The sequence below is a fragment of the Labilibacter marinus genome (assembly GCF_001659685.2).
Classification (GTDB): domain Bacteria; phylum Bacteroidota; class Bacteroidia; order Bacteroidales; family Marinilabiliaceae; genus Saccharicrinis; species Saccharicrinis marinus.
Genome location: NZ_LXYE02000039.1, coordinates 89,137 through 109,786, shown reverse-complemented (window position 1 = coordinate 109,786; position 20,650 = coordinate 89,137). Strand labels below are relative to the sequence as shown.

Genomic DNA, 20,650 nt, shown 5'->3' with positions numbered 1-20,650 from the left:
ATGTCAGTTTTGTGTAATATTGTTAATTATTTTTCTAGCTTTTATTTCAAATATTCTGCACTCCAAAAATGATTAAGGTTTGAGTATATGTATAAAAAAAGAGCGCCTCCGTTGAAACGCTCTTTTTATAAACCTAAACCCTAATCTATGAAAAAACTATTTTACCTTAAAATGTAATCGAGGTACTGTGGCACCTCGATTACTAAACCGAAAAACTAACCTAGTCATGAAAACAAATTGTTTTTCAGTGATTAGCGAATCAATCATTATGCCATAGGTATTCAATTATCTACATATTAACATGTATTAACCGCTATTAATGAAATTTTTAACTAGTTAAATGATCAGTGAAGTAGTATACTCCATACCATAAAATACATCATTAATGATTCAAGTAAATGACATTTCCAGTATATTCGTAGCGTAAAATACAATTGAAAAAACCATGACTGCCTTTTTATTCAATCACCGAAAAAGCATTTATTATATTCTTGCCATTAATCTTGTGGTTCGTGCCATTCTAGCAAGCTTTACCAATTTTGGTATTGATGAAGTTTATTACGTTACTTATGGCTTATTTCCTGATTGGAGTTTCTTCGACCATCCTCCAATGATCAGTGTTTTAATGCGTATCACAACTTTTGATATGCTTTTGATGGATGAGTTTTTTATTCGCTTAGGCGCTTTAATCATCGGCACGGTTAATATCTACCTTTTATATCGCATTGGGTACTTGCTAAAGGATAGGAAAACAGGAATTGTTGCGGCCTTACTAGCTTCAGCATCTATTTATGCTTCGGTTATAGTGGGAGTTTTTATTTTACCCGATACGCCACAAAGCTTATTTTGGATAATTTCATTATATCTATTTATACAATTCATTCATACAGATAAATCGAAATACCTATACTTTTTTGGCATTGTCGTGGGATTTGCCATGCTAAGTAAATACCATGGTGTTTTTCTTTGGGGCGGAGCAGGCCTATATTTCCTTCATTATAAATGGAAAAAGCTGTTTAGTAAAGAGTTTATTTTCTCTGTATTATTATCAATAATCGTATTTAGCCCTGTTATACTTTGGAATTACTTTAACGATTTATCTAGCCTTAACTTTCATAGCGATAGAGTGGGAAGCGGTTCTATATGGCCAAATTTTAAAAACTTCTTTCCTGAATTTTTCGGGCAGCTATTTTACAACAATCCGTTTAACGTTGTACTTATTGTAGCGAGTTTATGGTATTTCTTTAAAAATAGAGATTGGGCGGTTTCAAAACCCATTGCATTTTTAATTTACACTGGCGTTCCGTTATCTCTTATTGTTTTAGTGATGTCGATGTATAACGGTACATTGCCGCATTGGAGCGGACCAGGGTACTATGGTTTATTAGTAGTAGCATCTATTTTTAGTACTACAGAGTTAATTCGTAAATCGCCTAAAGCTTTTGCTAGATATGTGTATGGAGGAAATATTTTTATTCTGGCCATTTTAATGCTTGCCATGGTGCAGACCTACACAGGTTTTATTCCCTTAGATAACGAAACGCAGGAAAATAAAATTGGCAGAAAAGATCCAACGCTTGATCTTTACGCCTGGGATAAAATTGGCGAAGAGATTCAAGTTTACTTGAACGAAGAAATAGAGAACAAGCAACTACAAGAAAACTATGTAGTGCTGACTCATAAATGGTTTCCTGCAGCACATCTTGATTTCTATTTTGCTCTGCCCAACGAAAAGCCATTGTTAGTTTTAGGAGATATTAAGGCACAACATATTTATAAAAAAATAAATCATTTAAGAGGAGGTATTTCCATTGGACAAGATGCTTGCTTTATAACAACATCATTATACCACAAGGAACCTAAACCCGAATTAGCCGACTATTTTAAAAACTACACTAAAGAACCTAAAGTAATTAGCATTGAAAGAGCTGGAAAAAAAGCATTAAATGTTTATATATGGAAATATAAAAATCTACAAAAAGAATTGCCTTTATAATGAGATGGAGCCACACAGTCAAGAAGCATAAAAAAGGAACCCTTCTTTCTTTTTTATTAGTGGCTATCGTTCTATTTTGGTTCTCTTTACAATTTCCTCTTTTTAAGGTTGACTATTCCACCGTAACATATTCTAACAACAACCAATTATTAGGCGCACACATTGCCTCTGACGGACAATGGCGTTTCCCCAAAGGAGATTCTGTACCTCATAAATTTGCTACTTGTTTATTGATGTTTGAAGATGAGCATTTCTATAAACACCCTGGTGTAAACCCTCTTTCTATGGGACGCGCATTGGCTCAGAATATATCGCAGCAAAGAGTAGTGAGTGGAGGAAGTACTATCACGATGCAGATTATTCGTTTGGCCCACCAACGCAAAAGAACAGTATGGAGCAAATTTATAGAAATGATTCAAGCATTTCGTTTAGAGCTGAGCCATTCTAAAACAGAAGTATTGGAACTCTACTCCACCCATGCTCCTTTTGGAGGAAATGTAGTTGGTTTAGAAGCTGCCTCATGGCGATATTTTCAACGACCTCCGCATCAACTTTCGTGGGCTGAAAGTGCTATGCTTGCCGTATTACCCAATGCGCCAGGGTTAATTCATACAGGAAAAAACAGAACATTATTATTACAAAAACGAGATCGCTTATTAGGCAAACTTCTTAACAAAGGAAAGATTGATTCTACCAGTTATCATCTTTCGCTAGACGAGCCTATTCCTGAACACCCCTATGCGCTGCCGCAACTGGCTCCACACCTATTAGATTATTGCAGAAAACAGGAGGAAGGCAAAATATATCATCTCACCCTCAACCATCAACTGCAAAAACGCGTAAACCAAACCATTCATTTTCATCATCATAAATTACGATTGAATGAAATTCACAACGCTGCTGCCATAGTTTTAGAAGTTAAAACAGGAAAGGTTCTGGCTTATTGTGGTAACACCAGACCTATTAAACAGCAGTTTCACCAAAACCATGTAGACGTTATTCAAGCGCCCAGAAGCACAGGCAGTATTTTAAAACCCTTTTTATTTGCAGGTTCTTTGCAAGACGGAAAACTATTATCCACTTCCTTAATTGCTGACATACCTACTTATTATAAAAATTTTGCACCTAAAAATTATAATCGTACATATGCGGGTGCAGTCCCCGCCGATGAGGCCTTAAGCCGATCGCTAAATGTGCCAGCCGTAAAAATGCTGGAAGAATACGATATTGGAAGGTTTTGTGATCTGTTAGAAAAATCTACTTTAAGCACCATTAAACAGTCCCCCGACCATTATGGGCTATCACTGATATTAGGAGGTGCTGAAGCAAGCTTATTTGAGTTGTCAGGCGCTTATGCATCCATGACTCGCGGCTTAATTAATTACACCGATAACAACAGTACCTATAACTCCAAAGAATTTCAAAAGCCTATTTTATTTGCAGATGATAGCCTTCAACAAGGAAACTCCACTGAGTTTTTTCCAGTGTATAGTGCTGCTGCCACCTTTCACACTTTTGAAGCATTAACCAGTGTCTCCAGACCTGATGAAGAAGCGGGGTGGAAATTGTTTTCTTCGAGTAGAAAAATAGCCTGGAAAACGGGGACTAGCTTTGGCTATCGAGATGCTTGGGCCATTGGCATTACGCCCCAATATGTAGTTGCTGCTTGGGTAGGTAATGCAACGGGCGAAGGAAGACCTGGAATTGTGGGAGGAACGACTGCTGGGCCCATTATGTTTGATGTATTTCGTCATCTACCAAAGACTACATGGTTTGAGCCGCCTTATGATGATATGGTAAAAATACCTGTATGTAAAGATTCTGGTTTTAAAGCCGGATCAAACTGTAGAATAGATTCGGCTTACATGCCCACCCAAGGAGAAAAAAGTGAGTTATGCCCTTATCATCAATTAGTTCATCTGGATGAAAATGGGATTTACAGGGTGCATTCTGATTGTTATAGCACATCAAAGATGCAACACGTAAAATGGTTTACATTGCCGCCAGTAATGGAATGGTATTATAAGAGAAATCATCCTTTATACAAAAAACTTCCTCCCATGCATCCTAACTGTGCATCCATACATTCACAAGTGATGGAATTTATTTATCCTCAAAATACCAATAAGCTTTATTTACCAGTTGGTCTGGATGGACAAACACAGGCTATTGTATTAAAAGTAGCTCATCGTAATTCTTCTTCAAGTATTTATTGGCATATGGATGATGAATACCTGGGAGAAACTAGCTTTGTGCATCAAATGGCCATTCAACCTACAGCAGGTAAGCACAAAATAACGCTATTGGATGAAGATGGAAATACACTCTATAAATGGATTAATTGTATTGGAAGAGGGGATGATTAATTATGGCTCTTCAAATTTCTTGTACAAAAAAAGCCCCATCGCAATGATGGAGCTTTACGTGATAAATAATAGAATTATTCTATAATGATATCTTAGTTGTTGTATCACCAACTTTTACAATATAAATACCCTTAGCTAATGTTAATGGTATTTGTACCGATGATCCATCAATTGAACCTGTTTGCACAATTGTTCCACTCAAGTTATATACTTTGTAGTTAGCGGCAGTTGCATCGTTAATACATAATTTCTTTCCAATAACATAAACCGACCCAGCACTTAATTCAGGTGAATCAATATCAGTTGAAACTGTTATTTCAATTTTAAGATTTGCATAATTGAAACCGTTATAGAAATTATCCTTAGTCGGGGCGTTTATATTCAATTGAATCATGTATCCACCAGGATTAACAACGTGTGAAGGTCCAGGAGGTGTTGCTCCATCGATATCTAAATCTCCTGAAATATTTCCTGAAGCATCAGCTGTGGCCGAATATGAACCATAAACGGTAGGGCCAGCATTCCATCCTACCCAATTGGTTAAATTACCGGACACTACATCACCCTCAGCAAAGCCTGATCCTTCAATAGTTAATGATGAACCTGCTGCCGCAGTTAAGGCCCATATAAAGCCATTATTATCCAGGGTCTTTGTACCCACAGTAATCGTTTGTGCAAATGTCGAAATGCTCATAAGAGCAATTGCAATTAATGTGTAAATTTTTTTCATGTTTTAAACTTTTAATTAATAAATAAGGTTTACATTTTTTAGATAAAACTATCTACATTCAAATATATATCACCACTCACTACTTCACCCTCCGCACTTGATACATATGTAAGGGCAGAGTGATAACAAACAAGATTATAAGGACTTATCAAATACTAGTCTATACTATTGCACAGGGGATAAAAACAAAACAAATAGCTTTTAAAAGCCCACCATAGATATGCAAATCATTAAAAAAGAAAGACTGCATCGCCTATAATCGCACAAACCCCAGATAACTCATCTGAGGTTTTTTGAAACTTACTATTCTGAATACCCTTATTAACAAAAGGAAGTTTTATTGGAATAAAGTCTCATAAGCGGGTAAATAAAATGAACAAGGGGATAAACCTAATGTATTATCAAACAGGTACGATAAACTAATCTCGCTCCCCCTAAGTATTCATAAAGCAAGAGCTATTTTTACAAACTCAAATCCAAACGCTAAGCACATACATTTCTAAGTTTAAATTTTTAAAAACTCAAAATGAAAAAAGCTTTATTTATTATTTGGCTCGGCATTAATACTACGGTATGTTATGGACAGTACGATTGGGATGGAATTGACGTTCCGGCAGAAGCCAATAACGCTAATTACAACTGGGAATTAGTGGACGAATTATCAGATGATTTTAACTACGAAACGCCAGCCGGATCTAATAAAGGTTCTGAATTTGATGAACGATGGGAAAATGGCTACATCAACTCGTGGCCAGGCTTTGGTAACACTACATGGACTCCTGATAATTCAAAAGTAACTGGAGGTAACCTTGAAGTTAAAGCTACGGTAAATCCTAGCGGACAAAATTTAAATTTCTTTAGTGCTATTCACTCCAAGGAATTATTAGTTTATCCGGTTTATGTAGAAACCAGAATGAAAGTAATGAATTCTGTAATGGCAAACGCGGTATGGATGCTAAGTGACAATAGTTTAGAAGAAATTGATATTGTTGAAGCTTATGGCTCGAGCGATTCGGAGAGTGCACAATCTTCGAAAAACTGGTTTGCAGAACGTATGCATCTTAGTCATCATACCTTTAAAAGAGAAAATGGTACAACCTCAGATTATCAACCAACGGATGCAGGCAGTTATTATCGCTTACAACCGGCCGGATCAAAATGGAGAGATAATTTCCACACTGTAGGTGTTTACTGGAGAGATCCATTCCACCTGGAATATTATATTGACGGAGAACTGGTAAGAACAGTTTCCGGACCGGATATAATTGACCCCAATGAACATTTGGGAGGGAATGGCTTAACCCAGAGGGAATATATTATCGTATCTGGAGCAGCGCAAGGATGGCAAGTAAATAATGGTGTTTGGCCTACCGCCAACGAACTGGCAGTGGCGGAAGATAATATTTTTAAAGTAGATTGGATTCGCTCTTACAAAAGAATAGATGCTACGAGTTCTGTTTCAAAAATTAAGGTGTCAGATAAAGTTTCTTTTACAAACCCCATTCAGAATCAGATTACGGTTAAAGCAAACGCTAATATCGATCGCATCATGTTTTATCATGTTAATGGACGACTTGCAAAATCTGTTAATTATTTATCGCAAGATCAACACATTATCTCTCTGACCGATTTAGATAAAGGCATGTATATTATGCATGTGGTTGATAAGGATGGTTTTTGGGGATCTGAAAAATTAGTTAAACAATAATATTAATAAAAAAGCTCCATCGTAACGATGGAGCTGCACCAAAAAAAACCAAACTATGAAAATTTCACTATATTATCTTGGGCCTCTGCCCTGACCTCCACCTTGTCTTCTTTTCTCCATCATTTCTTTATCCTTCTCAACCATTGTCTTATACTGATCTTCAGACAACACTTTTTTCATTTCAGCATTCCTTGCTTTTCGAATAGGCTGCATACTTTCACGCATAGCTGCTCTATCTCCACTGGCATTGTTTCTTACTTCGTCTATCTTTTTTGCATACTTTAAGTTAATGGCCGAAACTTTTGTTACCTGATCTTCCGATAAGGATAAATCTTTCTTCATTTTTTCAGTTTGCTTTTTGGCCATTTCTTCTGGCGTACCTCCTCGTTGAGGGCCTTGAGCGTTAACAGATATACTTAATACTAGAAATGCAGCTAGGGTAAATATTAAATTCTTCATCTTATCTAAAATTTAAATGAGTAAACTATTTAATTAATGATCATTTAAAGTATTAGACGATGAATAAGTTTATATCCCTCGAAAAAATATTGCAATACTTATAAGAGGGAGCTCACATGCACATATCTCAATAAATACCTTACATCACTTTAGAGAAGAAAACAATAACTAAAGAGCTTAGAGCTTAGAGCTTACCTTTAGATCAAACATATTATATTTGTTTGTGCGTAAGGGTAGCGTATTAAAACCGTTTATTTATTAGCACAAACCAAAAGAATTTAATGGCTATAAAAAAATGGTGATACAAGGTAGAAAAGAAACCGTAGTGTTGCACCATAATTCGGAATCGCTCTTTAAGGCCAGGAATAATATTCTGCTTGGTGAATCCGCCATCCAAAAATTTAGACAGTACCAGTTCTGTATTACAAATAACCTTAGCGCTCTTCATGGCTTTAAGGCACCATTCAAAGTCGGCAGAATATTTATATTTTAAGTTGTATTTTCCTACCAAACTTCTTTTTACAATAAACGATTGATGGCTTACCAACATTCCTCTTTTAAAACTTTTCCATGTGAGTTGGTCTGGCACTTTTAATCTTCTATCGCCAATCTCTTGCCCATTCTCATCAATCATGAGCGTTTCTCCGTAGTAGATATCCGCACCTTGAGAGTGATTAATTGCCAGCTGAAGGGTTTCGTGTTCCGCAATTTCATCGCCAGAATTCATAAACCATAAGTAATCACCTGTGGATAAACCAACACCTTTATTCATGGCATCATAGATTCCTGTATCTGGCTCACTTATCCACTGAGAAATAAAGCCTTCGTGTTTTTTTATCAGCTTAAGCGTTGAATCCTTTGAAGCCCCATCTACAATAATATACTCGATATTAGAATAGGATTGTGCCGCCACACTTTTAATAGTTGCCTCAAGTGTAGACTCACCATTATATACAACTGTAATAATTGAAATTTTTGGCTTTAGAGTCATGTTTTAAACTAAAGAGGTGTATACGTTTTGATACTGTTCGGCAATAATCTGATTAGAGTAATTATTCAGCACAAATTCGCGAGCGTCCTGCTGCATCTTTTCATTATGCGACTTAAACAAGGTTATATAAATCCCTTTAGATAAGTGATCGCTATTTTTTGCATCGGCCAAATAACCCGTTTTACGATGTGATATCATCTCTGGCACACCGCCTATTTTAAAAGAAATAACCGGTGTTCCGCACGATAATGATTCCATTACAGTATTGGGTAAATTATCTTGTAATGAAGGTAAGATAAATGCATCCGCCGCATTATATAATCGCACCAGCTCTTCATTATTCGAAATAAAATTCATCTCATGAATCTTAAAAGGAATATTTTTTAGAAATGCTTTGTTCGATTTTCCGAAAACGACCAGCTCAAACTTTGATTTTAGCTCAGGTTGTTTAATCTCCAAAATTTCTAATGCATGAACTAAGTACTTAATTCCTTTTCGTGGGTCGTTGATATTAGCGGCACCAAACAACAACAACTTTTTATCCAAGGGTAAACCCAGTTTCTTTCTGGTTTCAAGCTGATCAATAGGTTTAAACAACTCACTATCTATTGGATTTGGAATAGCTGAAATTTTCTTACCTCGTAAAAGTGTACTTTCCTTAGCTAAGGATCCTAACCATTTACTGCAGGTAACTGCATGCATCTCGGCTTTCTTCCAAATTTTCTTTTTACGTTGATGAATAGTATACGATAAATCAGTATTGTGCCTATATCTTAAAAATGGGCAGTGACCACAATGTTCAACATACTCAGAACAACTTCCAGAATAATGACACCCCCCTGTAAAGGACCACATATCATGAAGTGTCCATACAATAGGTTTATTGAGTTGAAAAAGTTTATCCAAGCCCTTAAGCGATATAAAACCTTGATTAAACCAATGCAGGTGGATAATATCAGCTTCTTGCACCCAAGGATGATTGCTGAGATCTAATCCTGCAACAGCAGGCGAAAACTGAAATCGCACTGATTTATTTCTTTCGAAGGGTAGAAAATAAAGTCGCTCGTATACAAAGCGCTTAAACGAAGCTCTTCGCTTAACCTTATTATTCGCAACGCAAGCAATATCTTGGGCAGTATCGCTACAATCCTCCACCAACATTTTAACATCCGTTCCATTGCTTTTTAAAGCATTAAACAAACGTCGGGCAGCAACTGCAGCACCTCCATTAGAAGCCGACTTATTTATAATCAGTACCTTCAACCCCTATTACCTTTTGGTTCTTAATCTATTATGATCAAGGGTATAATGCAGTCCCCTGCTTTCTTTTCTGCGCATGGCCATTCTAATAATTAAATAGCCCACGTTAATTTTATTTCTTATCTCACACAATTCTTTGGTTACAATAGAATCATCAAATAAGTTTTCTGTTTCTCGATATATCAACTCCAATCGATCTAAAGCTCTTTTTAAACGTAAGTTAGAACGAACAATTCCCACATAATTACTTAAAATCTGCTCTACTTCCTTATTGGTTTGAGTAATTAAAACCATCTCTTCATTATGGGTGGTTCCTTCATCATTCCAACTTGGTATTTTAGTATTATGCTTTAAATCCTTTACCGTTTCAATGGCATCCTTTGCAGCAACATCCGCATATACAACCGCCTCTAAAAGTGAATTAGAAGCTAATCTATTGGCGCCATGTAAGCCTGTCGATGAACATTCTCCTGCAGCATATAAATGTATGATAGAACTTCGTCCTTGTAAATCCACTTTAATACCTCCACACACGTAATGTGCAGCGGGAACAACTGGAATTAAGTCTTTGGTAATATCAATACCTAACTCTAAACACTTATGATATATCGTTGGAAAATGCTCTTTGGTTTCTTCTGCATCCTTATGGGTCACATCTAAATAAACAAAGTCATCCCCACTGTTTTTCATTTCATTATCAATGGCACGAGCCACAATATCTCGAGGAGCTAGATTGGCTCTCTCATCATATTTTTCCATAAATGCCTCGCCATTTTTACATTTTAAAATGGCACCATAACCACGCATGGCTTCAGTAATTAAAAACGACGGACGTTCTTTAGGATTATATAATGAGGTAGGATGAAACTGCACAAACTCCATGTTTTCGATGATACCTTTTGCTCGGTATACCATGGCTATTCCATCGCCGGTAGCAATTGTTGGGTTGGTGGTCGTCTGGTAAATATTACCTATACCTCCAGTTGCCATCATGGTAATTTTAGATAAAATAGTATCTACTTTACCCGTTTTTTCATTGAGTACATAGGCCCCGTAACACTCCACATCGGTACGCCAACGATAGGTAATTTCTCCAGTGTGGTGCTGCGTAATAATATCTACTGCGTAAAAATCCTCGGCAAATTCAATATTTTCGTGCCCCTTTGCTTCTTCAATTAGCGCACGCTGAATTTCAAAACCGGTATTATCGAGGTGATGTAAAATTCGATATTCAGAATGTCCACCTTCCTTATGTAAATCGTACTTTCCCTTTTCCGATTTATCGAAATTTGTTCCCCAATTAATTAATTGCTCAATTTGTTCGGGTCCATTTTCAATAACCATTTTAACAGCGTCAGGATTTGAAAGCTGGTCGCCAGCAATCATAGTATCCTCAATGTGCTTTTTAAAATTATCGGGTTTATACATTACCGATGCAATTCCTCCTTGTGCGTAGGCGGTATTTGTTTCGGCCATTTTAGTTTTACTGATGACCAGCACTTTACCGTACGGCGCAACTTTTAAAGCAAAACTTAAGCCCGCAATCCCGGAACCGATGACCAGAAAGTCCACTTTTTTTCTCATCCTAAATATTGAATTTCCTCTCCAAGTGTTAAAAAATAGTAAGCAAATATAGCTATTTCACTATTCCTATTCTGAATAATTCGGAAAAAAAGAATTTTGGACTATTTTTGCAAACTGAAATAGCAAAATACCTGCATTCAATTATTTACATAGGTATTTTTGCTCTCAATAAAATATAAACAACAAGGAGGCAAGATATAATCTCTTGGAGGTTACTTATCTTAAATCTAATCATCTGTTATCTAGATAAAATATGGCTCAGGAAGATGTTTTTAAAAAGTTAGTAGCCCACTGTAAAGAGTATGGGTTTGTTTTTCAATCAAGTGAAATTTACGATGGATTGGGAGCGGTTTACGATTATGGTCAGCTTGGTGTTGAGTTAAAAAACAACATTAAAAAGTATTGGTACGATGCCATGGTTAAATTAAATGAAAATGTAGTAGGACTAGATTCTGCCATTTTTATGCACCCTACTACCTGGAAAGCTTCTGGACACGTAGATGCTTTTAACGATCCTTTGATCGACAATAAAGACAGTAAAAAACGCTACCGTGCCGATGTTTTAATCGAGGACTTGATTCAGAAGTTTGAGGTTAAAATTGAAAAAGAAGTTACTAAAGCAAAAAAACGTTTTGGAGAGTCTTTTGATGAGGAGCAGTTTAAAGCTACGAATCCTCGTGTATTAGCTAATCAAGAGAAGATAACAACTATCCATACTCGTTTTGCAAAAGCGTTAAACGACAATAATTTGGAAGATTTAAAGCAAATTATTGTTGATTACGAAGTAGCTTGTCCTATTTCAGGAACTAAAAACTGGACCGATGTTCGTCAGTTTAACTTAATGTTCTCAACAGAGATGGGATCAACTGCTGATTCTGCAAGCAAACTATTTTTACGTCCTGAAACGGCTCAAGGTATTTTTGTCAACTTCCTGAACGTTCAGAAAACAGGTCGTATGAAAATTCCTTTTGGAATTGCACAGATTGGTAAAGCCTTCCGTAACGAAATTGTAGCTCGTCAGTTTATCTTCCGTATGCGCGAATTCGAGCAAATGGAAATGCAATTTTTCGTTCGCCCAGGTGAAGAAATGAAATGGTTTGACTATTGGAAAGACTTCCGTATGAAATGGCATAAGTCATTAGGTATGGGTGATGAAAAATACCGTTACCATGATCATGAGAAATTAGCGCACTATGCTAATGCTGCAACTGATATTGAATATCGTATGCCTTTCGGATTTAAAGAGGTTGAAGGTATTCACTCACGTACTGATTTCGATTTATCTCAGCACCAAGAGTTCTCAGGCAAAAAGATGCAATACTTCGATCCTGAATTAAATAAAAACTACGTTCCTTATGTGGTAGAGACTTCTATTGGTGTTGACCGCATGTTTTTAAGCATTATGGCTGGAGCTTATTCCGAAGATATTGTGGAAGACGGTAAAGGTAAAAAAGAAGCACGTATTATGCTTAAGCTTCCACCTGCACTAGCGCCTGTTAAAATGGCTGTTCTTCCTTTATTAAAGAAAGATGGTTTACCGGATAAAGCACGTGAGATTGTTAATACATTAAAGTTTGATTACAACTTACAATACGACGAAAAAGATTCTATCGGAAAACGTTACCGTCGTCAGGATGCTATTGGTACACCTTTCTGTATTACGATTGATCACCAAACATTGGAAGACAATACCGTTACTATACGTTACCGTGATACAATGGAGCAAGAGCGTGTTGCTATTGCAGATCTTGAAAAGATACTAGAAGAAAAAGTAAGTATGAAAAACTTATTTAAAGAGATTGTGTAAACTAGGAGTTTGAAAGTTAAAAGTTCCTAGTTGAAAGTATAAAAGCAGCCAGATGGGCTGCTTTTATTGTGTGAAATTATTGTGGTGCAAGTATTGCATGCCCATATTCAACTTCACTTATATGAACCACTTTTAATTGAACCAATGCTGCTTCTTCTTTAATTTGATCGGGGGTAAATCGTTTGGTCCAAAAACCATTTCTAAAACCTTCACCTGCTTCCACAGGACGACGGTTTATTTTTTTTGTCATATTCTCTATTATCTTTCTTCTAGTAAATTCTCTATTTTCCTTCCAATAGGAGATAATGATATAACCATTTTGTGGTATTTGCTTCTTTACATCACAAAGCATCTGAACTCTTCTCTCTTGACTAAAGATATGCGTGTACATGCCCCAACCAAACCAAAAAATATCACATTTTGAATGAGGAATTGTATTTATTGGGATATGATTAAAAGCGATATCTATCTCTAGATTAGCAAAATACTTTTGGGCATACTCTACCATTTTTTTATCGCTCTCATATCCACTCAACTTATACCCTAAACGGTTTAAAGCTAAACACTCACGCCCTCCTCCTGCTCCAAGTACAACAATTCGTGCATTTTTAATGGGAATATTATTGGCAATATTCTTCTCCCAATTAAACAAACCTTTTGTTGTCTGCTCATCTTGGGTATATTGCTTATTCCTCTTATAAAAACTAATAATCGATTTATTCAACTCATCCTCAGACAATACGGATAACCAAAAGCCTTCAACAACAGAGTCGAACCATACTAAGCGCTTCCAGCAGAAATTGAAAAACTTATAACTAGCATTGATGAATTTAATAGTGAGCCAAATGAGAAACCTGAGCATATCACGAGTCAATTAATATTTAAAAGAAGTAAATCTTTAAACTTTAGGCAAGTATTCTTCATCAATATTACTCATACTTTTAAAAAGATTGATCCGAGCCTGAGGGTTGAGCTTCTCGAATTGATGAATCATTTGACGGGTTGCATATCGCATCGTGTGATCTTCGTAAGGACATTCCTTTTTTAAGGATACAAATTCCTTCATTTCTGAATATCTGATCATCTCTGCATTGGTCAGGAAAATTAGAGGCCTAATAACCTCTATATCCCCATTAAACATAGACAATTTACCTGGTATAGAAGATATGTTTGCATGCATCAGCATATTCATCATTAAGGTTTCGATGGCATCATCTAAATGGTGACCAAAAGCTACCTTCTTAAAACCGTTTTTCCGAGCAAAATCAAAAAGTTCTTTACGTCTATTCCAAGAGCAGGTGAAACAAGGCTTTTTATCAGACTTCTCTTCTATACCTGCATGTGTTGTGATTAAATGCAAGGTGACATCCAGTTCGATACAAAAACGAGCTAAAAAGTCTTTATCTATCTCGTAAGGCACATCATCTGTAATAACATGAATGGCGTGTATCTCATAATCAATAGGCAAAAATTTACGGCGTTCTACCAATATATCTAATAACGAAAGGGAATCTTTACCTCCAGACACCGCTACCAATACCCGATCATTGGCTTCAATCATCTTATATTGATTTATGGCTTTTCCTGATAGGTTAATTATTTTTCGAAAGAAGCTTTTATCTGCTTTTTGCATCTTCTACATTATTATATGGCAATAAATCAAAAAAAATCCCGACACTGCAATGCAGGTCGGGATAATATATTGTAAAGCGTAAAACTAATTAGCTTAAAGAAAAACGCTTAAACTCAGTAACAGTTAAACCTGCACTTGTTTCATTAAGATATTGTTTGATAGACTTTTTGTTGTCTTTAACAAAAGCTTGCTCAAGTAGTGTAGATTCTTTAAAGAATTTACCTAAACGACCTTGTGCAATTTTATCAAGCATAGCTTCAGGCTTACCTTCTTCTTTTGCTTTTTCTCTACCAATTCTTAATTCAGTTTCAACAATGTCAGCTGGCACAGACTCCTTATCAACACCTACTGGCGCCATTGCAGCAACTTGCATTGCTACATCCTTACCCGCTTGCTCTTCGAAATCAGCTTGGTTAAAACCAACGATTACAGAAAGTTGACTTCCTGGGTGGATATAAGGGATTACTTTTTCAGCAGAAATCACAGCGTAATCTTCAATTTCGATTTTTTCACCGATAACACCAATTTGCTCAGTGATTACATCTTTTACAGCTGCACCATTCATTTCTAAATCAAGGATCGCTTCCTTAGAAGTAACATCGCTATTAAGCGCTGTTTCAAGGATTGAATCCGCCAAAGCAACAAAACTTTCGTTTTTACCAACAAAGTCTGTTTCACATTTTAAAATTAAAACAGCACCTTTTTTACCGTCGGCACTTACTTTAGCTCTAGATGAACCTTCCGTAGTTTCACGGTCGGCACGCTTATTAGCCATTGCTTGACCTTTTTTACGGATAATTTCAACAGCAGCGTCGAAATCTCCATCAGTTTCGGTTAATGCCTTTTTACAGTCCATCATACCGGCACCGGTCATTTTTCTGAGTTTGCTTACATCAGCAGCTTTAATCGCCATGATATTATCTATTTAAGATGATTAAATCAATTATTCAGTTTTACCTTCTTCTTTAGCTGGAGCTTCAGGAGCTTTTTCAGCAGCTACCTCAACTTTTTTAGCAGCTTCTTTTTTAGGCTCACTTTTTTTAGCGGCTCTATCTTTTTTAGCTGCAGCTTCATTTTCGCGCTCTACTTTTCTTTCGCTTAATCCTTCGCTTATAGCTTTCACCATAATATCAGTGATTAATTCGATAGACTTAGTAGCATCATCATTAGCTGGAATTACATAGTCTAATTCTGAAGGATCAGAGTTAGTATCAACCACACCAAACACAGGAATATTAAGCTTTTTAGCCTCACGTACAGCAATGTGCTCTTTCATTACATCAATAACGAACATAGCAGCTGGAAGACGAGTTAAGTCAGCAATACTACCTAATGTTTTCTCTAATTTAGCTCTCTGACGAGTAATTTGTAAGCGCTCTCTTTTCGAAAGGTTTTTCCAGGCAGTTGGGTCAGCCATCATTTTATCGATAGAACCCATTTTTTTAACTGCTTTACGAATAGTAGGGAAGTTAGTCAACATACCACCTGACCAACGCTCTACAACGTAAGGCATGTTAATGCCTTTCATTTTTTCAGCAATAATTTCTTTTGCTTGCTTTTTAGTAGCAACAAATAAAATTTTGCGTCCAGATCTTGCAATCTGCTTTAATGCTTCAGCTGCATCTTCAATCTTTGCAACTGTTTTATGTAAATCGATAATGTGGATACCATTACGCTCCATAAAAATATAAGGAGCCATTGCTGGGTTCCACTTTCTTTTTAGGTGACCGAAGTGTACTCCAGCCTCTAATAACTCATCGAAATTTGTTCTTGCCATTTTCTTTTTTTTAAAGTCGTTTACATTCTGTAAATACAATCCCCAAGTAGCCGTCTTTAGTTCAAAAGTTCGTAAAGCCTAAAGTTTATAAAGTGTAGTACACTTTCAACTTTATCACTTTTCACTTTCAACTCCAAAGAGAATCTTGTGAATTTAGATACTAAACGCACCCGAAAAATATTAACGCTTACTAAATTGAAATTTCTTACGTGCTTTAGGCTGACCAGGTTTTTTACGCTCAACAACTCTAGCGTCGCGAGTCATAAATCCTTGTGCTTTTAAAGCAGGCTTATCTTCTTCGTTAATTTTAACTAGTGCACGAGAGATAGCTAATCTAATAGCTTCCGCTTGTCCTTTAATACCACCACCGTAGATATTAACTTTGATATCGTAGTTTTCAGCAACTCCTAAAGTAGCTAAAGGTTGAGTTACGATATACTGTAAGATAGGCGATGGAAAGTAATCCTTAAGATCACGCTTGTTTACGGTAATTTGACCTTTACCTTCACCCAAATAAATACGAGCCACAGCAGCTTTTCTTCTACCAATTGCGTTTGTTACTTCCATACCCATTACTTATATAAGTTTAAATCAATTGTTTTTGGTTTTTGCGCTTCTTGTTTGTGTTCAGGTCCAGCAAACACAAATAGGTTTCTGAATAATTGACTACCCAAACGATTTTTAGGCAACATACCTTTTACAGCTCTCTCTACAAGTCTCTCAGGACTTTTTGCAAACAATTGTGCAGGAGTAACATCAGTACGTCCACCCGGATAACCTGAGTGATAAAAGAATGTTCTACCTTCCCACTTGTTTCCTGTTAAACGAACCTTGTCAGCGTTGATAATAATTACATTATCTCCGCAGTCTACATGAGGTGTATAGTTAGGCTTGTACTTACCACGTAGCAACTTTGCTACCTTCGAAGCCAAACGACCTACAATCATGTCTTTTGCATCTACTACAACCCACTCTTTGTTAGCGGTTGCTTTGTTTGCCGATACTGTTTTGTAACTTAAAGTATTCACAGTCTTCTTTGTTAAAAAATTAAACTAAAAATTATTACAATATACAGTTTCAAACAGCATAACAATCTATCTGACAAGATCATAGATATCAACTTCCCATCGAAGATATGCTTATAAATCCCTCAGTTATATCGTCTTAATCTGTTCGGCACAAATAATAATCGGGCGCAAAAGTACAGTTAATTTTTATATCTACCCAATAAAAATTAAAAAATATCAACAACTTTTTCAATTACATGCATATATGCAAGCCTACTCAATATGATACACTTAGGATATTTCTTTTATTAATGAGCTGCATAGTTATCAACAGTACTATTTCTTTCCTCATGATGGTATATTAATACTAGATTCATTACTTATATTTGTCCTTACCTAAAAATTAAAATATGAGCAATCATCAAGAATATATGCAACGAGCTATTGAGCTTTCTATTGAGAATGTGAAAAATGGAGGAGGTCCATTTGGAGCCGTTATTGTAAAAAACGATAAAATACTTGCAGAAGGATTTAACCAAGTTACCACCAACAACGACCCTACTGCTCACGCCGAAGTTACCGCCATTAGAAATGCTTCGAAGAATCTAGGTAATTTTGATTTATCAGGGTGCACTATATATACATCATGCGAACCTTGCCCAATGTGCTTGGGAGCTATTTATTGGGCCAAGATAGACACCATGTACTATGGCAATACTAAAAAGGATGCAGACAAAATAGGCTTTAGTGATGATTTCATTTATCAAGAAATAGATAAACCTATTCACGAAAGAAGTTTAAAGTCTATTCCCCTAATGAATGCAGAGGCATTTAAAGCTTTTAAGCTATGGCAAGATACCGACGAGAAAATCGAATACTAATATTAGTTACAGATGAGAGTCCCTTCTGAATTCCTTCAGCAAGATGCCGTTGAGTTAGCCCAACAACTCATAGGAAAAACATTAGTACGTAAATTTGAAGATGGAACTGAACTCAGAAAAATAATTACCGAAACAGAGGCCTACTGTGGCGAAGAAGATTTGGCCTGCCACGCTAGCAAAGGCCGAACAGCCAGAACAGAGGTAATGTATCACCAAGGCGGAAAAGTATATGTATATTTAATATACGGTATACATTGGATGCTTAATTTTGTTTGCGGAATTGAGAACAAACCCCAAGCAGTATTAATTAGAGGTATAAATAAAATCTCTGGTCCAGGCAGAGTTGGCAAAGCATTGAAAATAGATAAAAGCTTTTATGGCGAAGACACTCATTCATCACAACGAATTTGGATTGAAGATACTTACCCTCAGAAAAAGCACATGATCAAACGCGATAGAAGAATAGGCATTGACTATGCTGGCGAAGTGTGGGCTAACAAACTATGGCGCTTTTATATTTGACTATATCTTTATAAAACCTATCCTCCATTGATCTTCCTAAAATATAAGGCATAAAAAAAGGATAGATGGAACATCTATCCTTTACCCTTAAAATCAGCTTTGTTAACCAAATCTAAATCTATGAAAAAAAATCTACATGACAAATGTAAGGCATAATAGCGTGAAGCGATACAAAAAAAAGTTAAAGCGTGTTAAAACAGCATTGCTGTACTTAATCCTAAGGCCGTATCACCCTCACAACATTTCAGACCACTTCATGATTTCTTAAAGCTTCTCTTTCTAACAGCTCCTTTACCATCAGGCATCTTAGACAATTCGTCACTTCTTTGCGTGTTAATAGAAAGTCAAGGCACTCCTATTTCAGACTTTTTTGTCTGTTATTAATTTCAATTCCCTAACACAAGGCTAATATTTCCTTTATACTAACAACTCAACTTTGCAGCAAACAATAAACTGTAAAGATGATGAATTTTAAAACTATGATTTTATTAGCAGCAACAACTTTTTTATTTGCTGCCTGCACAGAAGATGATAACAACGAAAGCTCCAAGGTTGAGCTAATGGCACATTCTTCTACACCAACCCTACTAAAACTGGATGATGCTTTTGCTACACTAAAGGTTTATCCTATACTTTCGTCTGAAGATCAACTAGAAGAGTCACCCAGCTTTGTTTATGGCTCAATGGCTGATGGAGCTGGTCTTTTAAAAAACCAGAATGGCACCTTTTCTTTAATTAATAATATTGAGGCTGATTATGCTATTGCCAGAATTACCTTCGATGAAACATTCGCTCCAGTTAAGGGCGAGCATATCTTAAATGCTAGTGCTACTGCAGCAACTGCACAATGTAGTGGTTCATTAATTACTCCTGAGGAACATGGTTTCGGACCATTATATATGTCTGGTGGAGAATGGGGCGGTAGCTCAAAAGGTGTATTCTTAACAGACCCTTACCGCAGTACAAACAATGCAAGCCTACCAAAAATGTTAACTGCCATGGGACAATGGTCTACTGAAAACGCAGTGGCTATAGGTAAAAATGCATACCCTGGAAAAACAGTTGTTTTTATTGGCGATGACCATAGTGATAACGAAGTACCTTCTGGACAATTAGGTATGTATGTTGGAAACCATGGCGATTTAGAAAACGGGAAGCTTTATGGCTTAAAAGTTACTTCTGACGGAATTATGTACGAAGTAGATATGCAAGAAGGAACTTCATACGACATGGAGTTTGTTGAACTAACAGAAAAAAGCATTGATTTATTAGATACCGAGGCTAAAACCAAAGGTATTATGGGCTTTTCACGTTTAGAAGATATTGATTGGAGAAGAGGCTCTGCAGGCAATAACCGTGAGATATATTTCTGTGTGACAGGAAGAAAAAAAGATGGTTTAGTTGGTAAAGGCTCAATTTATGGTAGAGTATATAAGGTAGAGCTAAATAATGAAGATCCTACTAAAGGCGGAAAAATCACTTGCGTTTTAGATGGCGATAAAATGGATGGTAAGGCAAAAGCTTTCCATAGTCCTGACAATATCTGCGTTACTGAGAACTACGCTTACATTCAAGAAGATCCGAATGGATATTTTGACAATAGCGATAAACAGCATTATGCCAGACTTTATCAGTATAACCTTAAAAGTGGAGAGTTGAAAGTTGTATTGGAGTGCGACCAAGACAAAGGCGCTTCTCAAGGATATGGCAATACAAGTAAAGCTTGGGAAATAACAGGTATGATAGATGTTTCTGATGTGATTGGTAAAAATGGCTCATTCTTATTAATTACTCAAAACCATGGTTGGGAAAAAGCTGATGGAACGCCATTTACTGACCCTACAGCCAATAGCGATGTGGCCAACAGCCGAAAAGAAGGTAGCATGCTTTACTTAATAAATGGCCTACCTAGATAAATTAAAACTCCTT

At 36.4% G+C, this 20,650-nt stretch carries 18 protein-coding genes; 7 read left to right on the top strand and 11 right to left on the bottom strand.

All coding sequences use genetic code 11. The features are described 5' to 3' along the window. Window positions 1-445: 445 nt before the first annotated feature. Both A8L32_RS16875 and pbpC read left to right on the top strand, forming a co-directional pair. Complete coding sequence (locus tag A8L32_RS16875) at window positions 446-1,996, top strand: ArnT family glycosyltransferase (RefSeq protein WP_075591059.1); 1,551 nt, start codon at window positions 446-448, stop codon at window positions 1,994-1,996. Continuing rightward, window positions 1,996-4,362, top strand: coding sequence for a penicillin-binding protein 1C (gene pbpC, locus A8L32_RS16870; RefSeq protein WP_075591058.1), 2,367 nt, complete (start codon window positions 1,996-1,998; stop codon window positions 4,360-4,362). Before A8L32_RS16875 ends, pbpC begins: the two co-directional genes overlap by 1 nt. A gap of 79 nt (window positions 4,363-4,441) precedes the next feature. Here pbpC and A8L32_RS16865 read toward each other — a convergent pair whose 3' ends face one another. After that, the gene (locus A8L32_RS16865; protein ID WP_075591057.1) at window positions 4,442-5,092 is read right to left on the bottom strand and encodes a T9SS type A sorting domain-containing protein; all 651 of its coding nucleotides are present in this window, start codon (window positions 5,090-5,092) and stop codon (window positions 4,442-4,444) included. 526 nt (window positions 5,093-5,618) lie between these two features. Between A8L32_RS16865 and A8L32_RS16860 the strand changes: the two genes are divergently transcribed. Beyond that, window positions 5,619-6,800 carry a T9SS type A sorting domain-containing protein gene (locus tag A8L32_RS16860; RefSeq protein WP_075591056.1) on the top strand — a complete coding sequence of 394 codons (1,182 nt, stop codon included), beginning with the start codon at window positions 5,619-5,621 and terminating at the stop codon, window positions 6,798-6,800. Between the two features lie 72 nt (window positions 6,801-6,872). Here A8L32_RS16860 and A8L32_RS16855 read toward each other — a convergent pair whose 3' ends face one another. From A8L32_RS16855 to nadB, 4 genes are all read right to left on the bottom strand, one after another. Continuing rightward, a complete protein-coding gene (locus A8L32_RS16855) occupies window positions 6,873-7,259 on the bottom strand; it encodes a DUF4890 domain-containing protein (RefSeq protein ID WP_075591055.1) in 387 nt (128 codons plus the stop codon). 241 nt (window positions 7,260-7,500) lie between these two features. Further along, window positions 7,501-8,250 (bottom strand): glycosyltransferase family 2 protein, encoded by a 750-nt coding sequence (locus A8L32_RS16850; RefSeq protein ID WP_075591054.1) that lies wholly within the window; start codon window positions 8,248-8,250, stop codon window positions 7,501-7,503. Between the two features lie 3 nt (window positions 8,251-8,253). Continuing rightward, window positions 8,254-9,513, bottom strand: a complete 1,260-nt coding sequence (locus A8L32_RS16845) for a glycosyltransferase family 4 protein (RefSeq protein ID WP_075591053.1) — start codon at window positions 9,511-9,513, stop codon at window positions 8,254-8,256. Window positions 9,514-9,519: 6 nt separating this feature from the next. Beyond that, window positions 9,520-11,094, bottom strand: a complete 1,575-nt coding sequence (gene nadB / locus A8L32_RS16840) for an L-aspartate oxidase (protein ID WP_075591052.1) — start codon at window positions 11,092-11,094, stop codon at window positions 9,520-9,522. 253 nt (window positions 11,095-11,347) lie between these two features. Between nadB and A8L32_RS16835 the strand changes: the two genes are divergently transcribed. Next, window positions 11,348-12,901 carry a glycine--tRNA ligase gene (locus A8L32_RS16835; protein WP_075591051.1) on the top strand — a complete coding sequence of 518 codons (1,554 nt, stop codon included), beginning with the start codon at window positions 11,348-11,350 and terminating at the stop codon, window positions 12,899-12,901. Window positions 12,902-12,977: 76 nt separating this feature from the next. Here A8L32_RS16835 and A8L32_RS16830 read toward each other — a convergent pair whose 3' ends face one another. From A8L32_RS16830 to rplM, 6 genes are all read right to left on the bottom strand, one after another. After that, window positions 12,978-13,763: a class I SAM-dependent methyltransferase gene (locus A8L32_RS16830; RefSeq protein WP_075591050.1), complete on the bottom strand. Its 786-nt coding sequence runs from the start codon at window positions 13,761-13,763 to the stop codon at window positions 12,978-12,980. Between the two features lie 36 nt (window positions 13,764-13,799). Beyond that, on the bottom strand, window positions 13,800-14,534 hold the full coding sequence (locus tag A8L32_RS16825) for a tRNA lysidine(34) synthetase (RefSeq protein ID WP_075591049.1): 735 nt from the start codon (window positions 14,532-14,534) through the stop codon (window positions 13,800-13,802). An 88-nt stretch (window positions 14,535-14,622) separates the two neighbouring features. After that, complete coding sequence (gene tsf / locus A8L32_RS16820) at window positions 14,623-15,447, bottom strand: translation elongation factor Ts (protein ID WP_075591048.1); 825 nt, start codon at window positions 15,445-15,447, stop codon at window positions 14,623-14,625. A 30-nt stretch (window positions 15,448-15,477) separates the two neighbouring features. Beyond that, window positions 15,478-16,311 (bottom strand): 30S ribosomal protein S2, encoded by an 834-nt coding sequence (gene rpsB / locus A8L32_RS16815; RefSeq protein ID WP_075591047.1) that lies wholly within the window; start codon window positions 16,309-16,311, stop codon window positions 15,478-15,480. Window positions 16,312-16,491: 180 nt separating this feature from the next. Further along, window positions 16,492-16,878: a 30S ribosomal protein S9 gene (gene rpsI, locus A8L32_RS16810; protein WP_075591067.1), complete on the bottom strand. Its 387-nt coding sequence runs from the start codon at window positions 16,876-16,878 to the stop codon at window positions 16,492-16,494. 5 nt (window positions 16,879-16,883) lie between these two features. Next, entirely contained in the window at window positions 16,884-17,339 is a 456-nt protein-coding gene (rplM, locus tag A8L32_RS16805; RefSeq protein ID WP_075591046.1) for a 50S ribosomal protein L13, read from the bottom strand. A gap of 389 nt (window positions 17,340-17,728) precedes the next feature. Between rplM and A8L32_RS16800 the strand changes: the two genes are divergently transcribed. The 3 genes from A8L32_RS16800 to A8L32_RS16790 all read left to right on the top strand — a co-directional run bounded on the left by A8L32_RS16800 (window position 17,729) and on the right by A8L32_RS16790 (window position 20,637). Continuing rightward, window positions 17,729-18,199 (top strand): nucleoside deaminase, encoded by a 471-nt coding sequence (locus A8L32_RS16800; protein WP_075591045.1) that lies wholly within the window; start codon window positions 17,729-17,731, stop codon window positions 18,197-18,199. Between the two features lie 12 nt (window positions 18,200-18,211). Further along, entirely contained in the window at window positions 18,212-18,721 is a 510-nt protein-coding gene (locus A8L32_RS16795) for a DNA-3-methyladenine glycosylase (RefSeq protein ID WP_075591044.1), read from the top strand. 461 nt (window positions 18,722-19,182) lie between these two features. Further along, the gene (locus A8L32_RS16790; RefSeq protein WP_075591043.1) at window positions 19,183-20,637 is read left to right on the top strand and encodes an alkaline phosphatase PhoX; all 1,455 of its coding nucleotides are present in this window, start codon (window positions 19,183-19,185) and stop codon (window positions 20,635-20,637) included. Window positions 20,638-20,650: the final 13 nt, after the last annotated feature.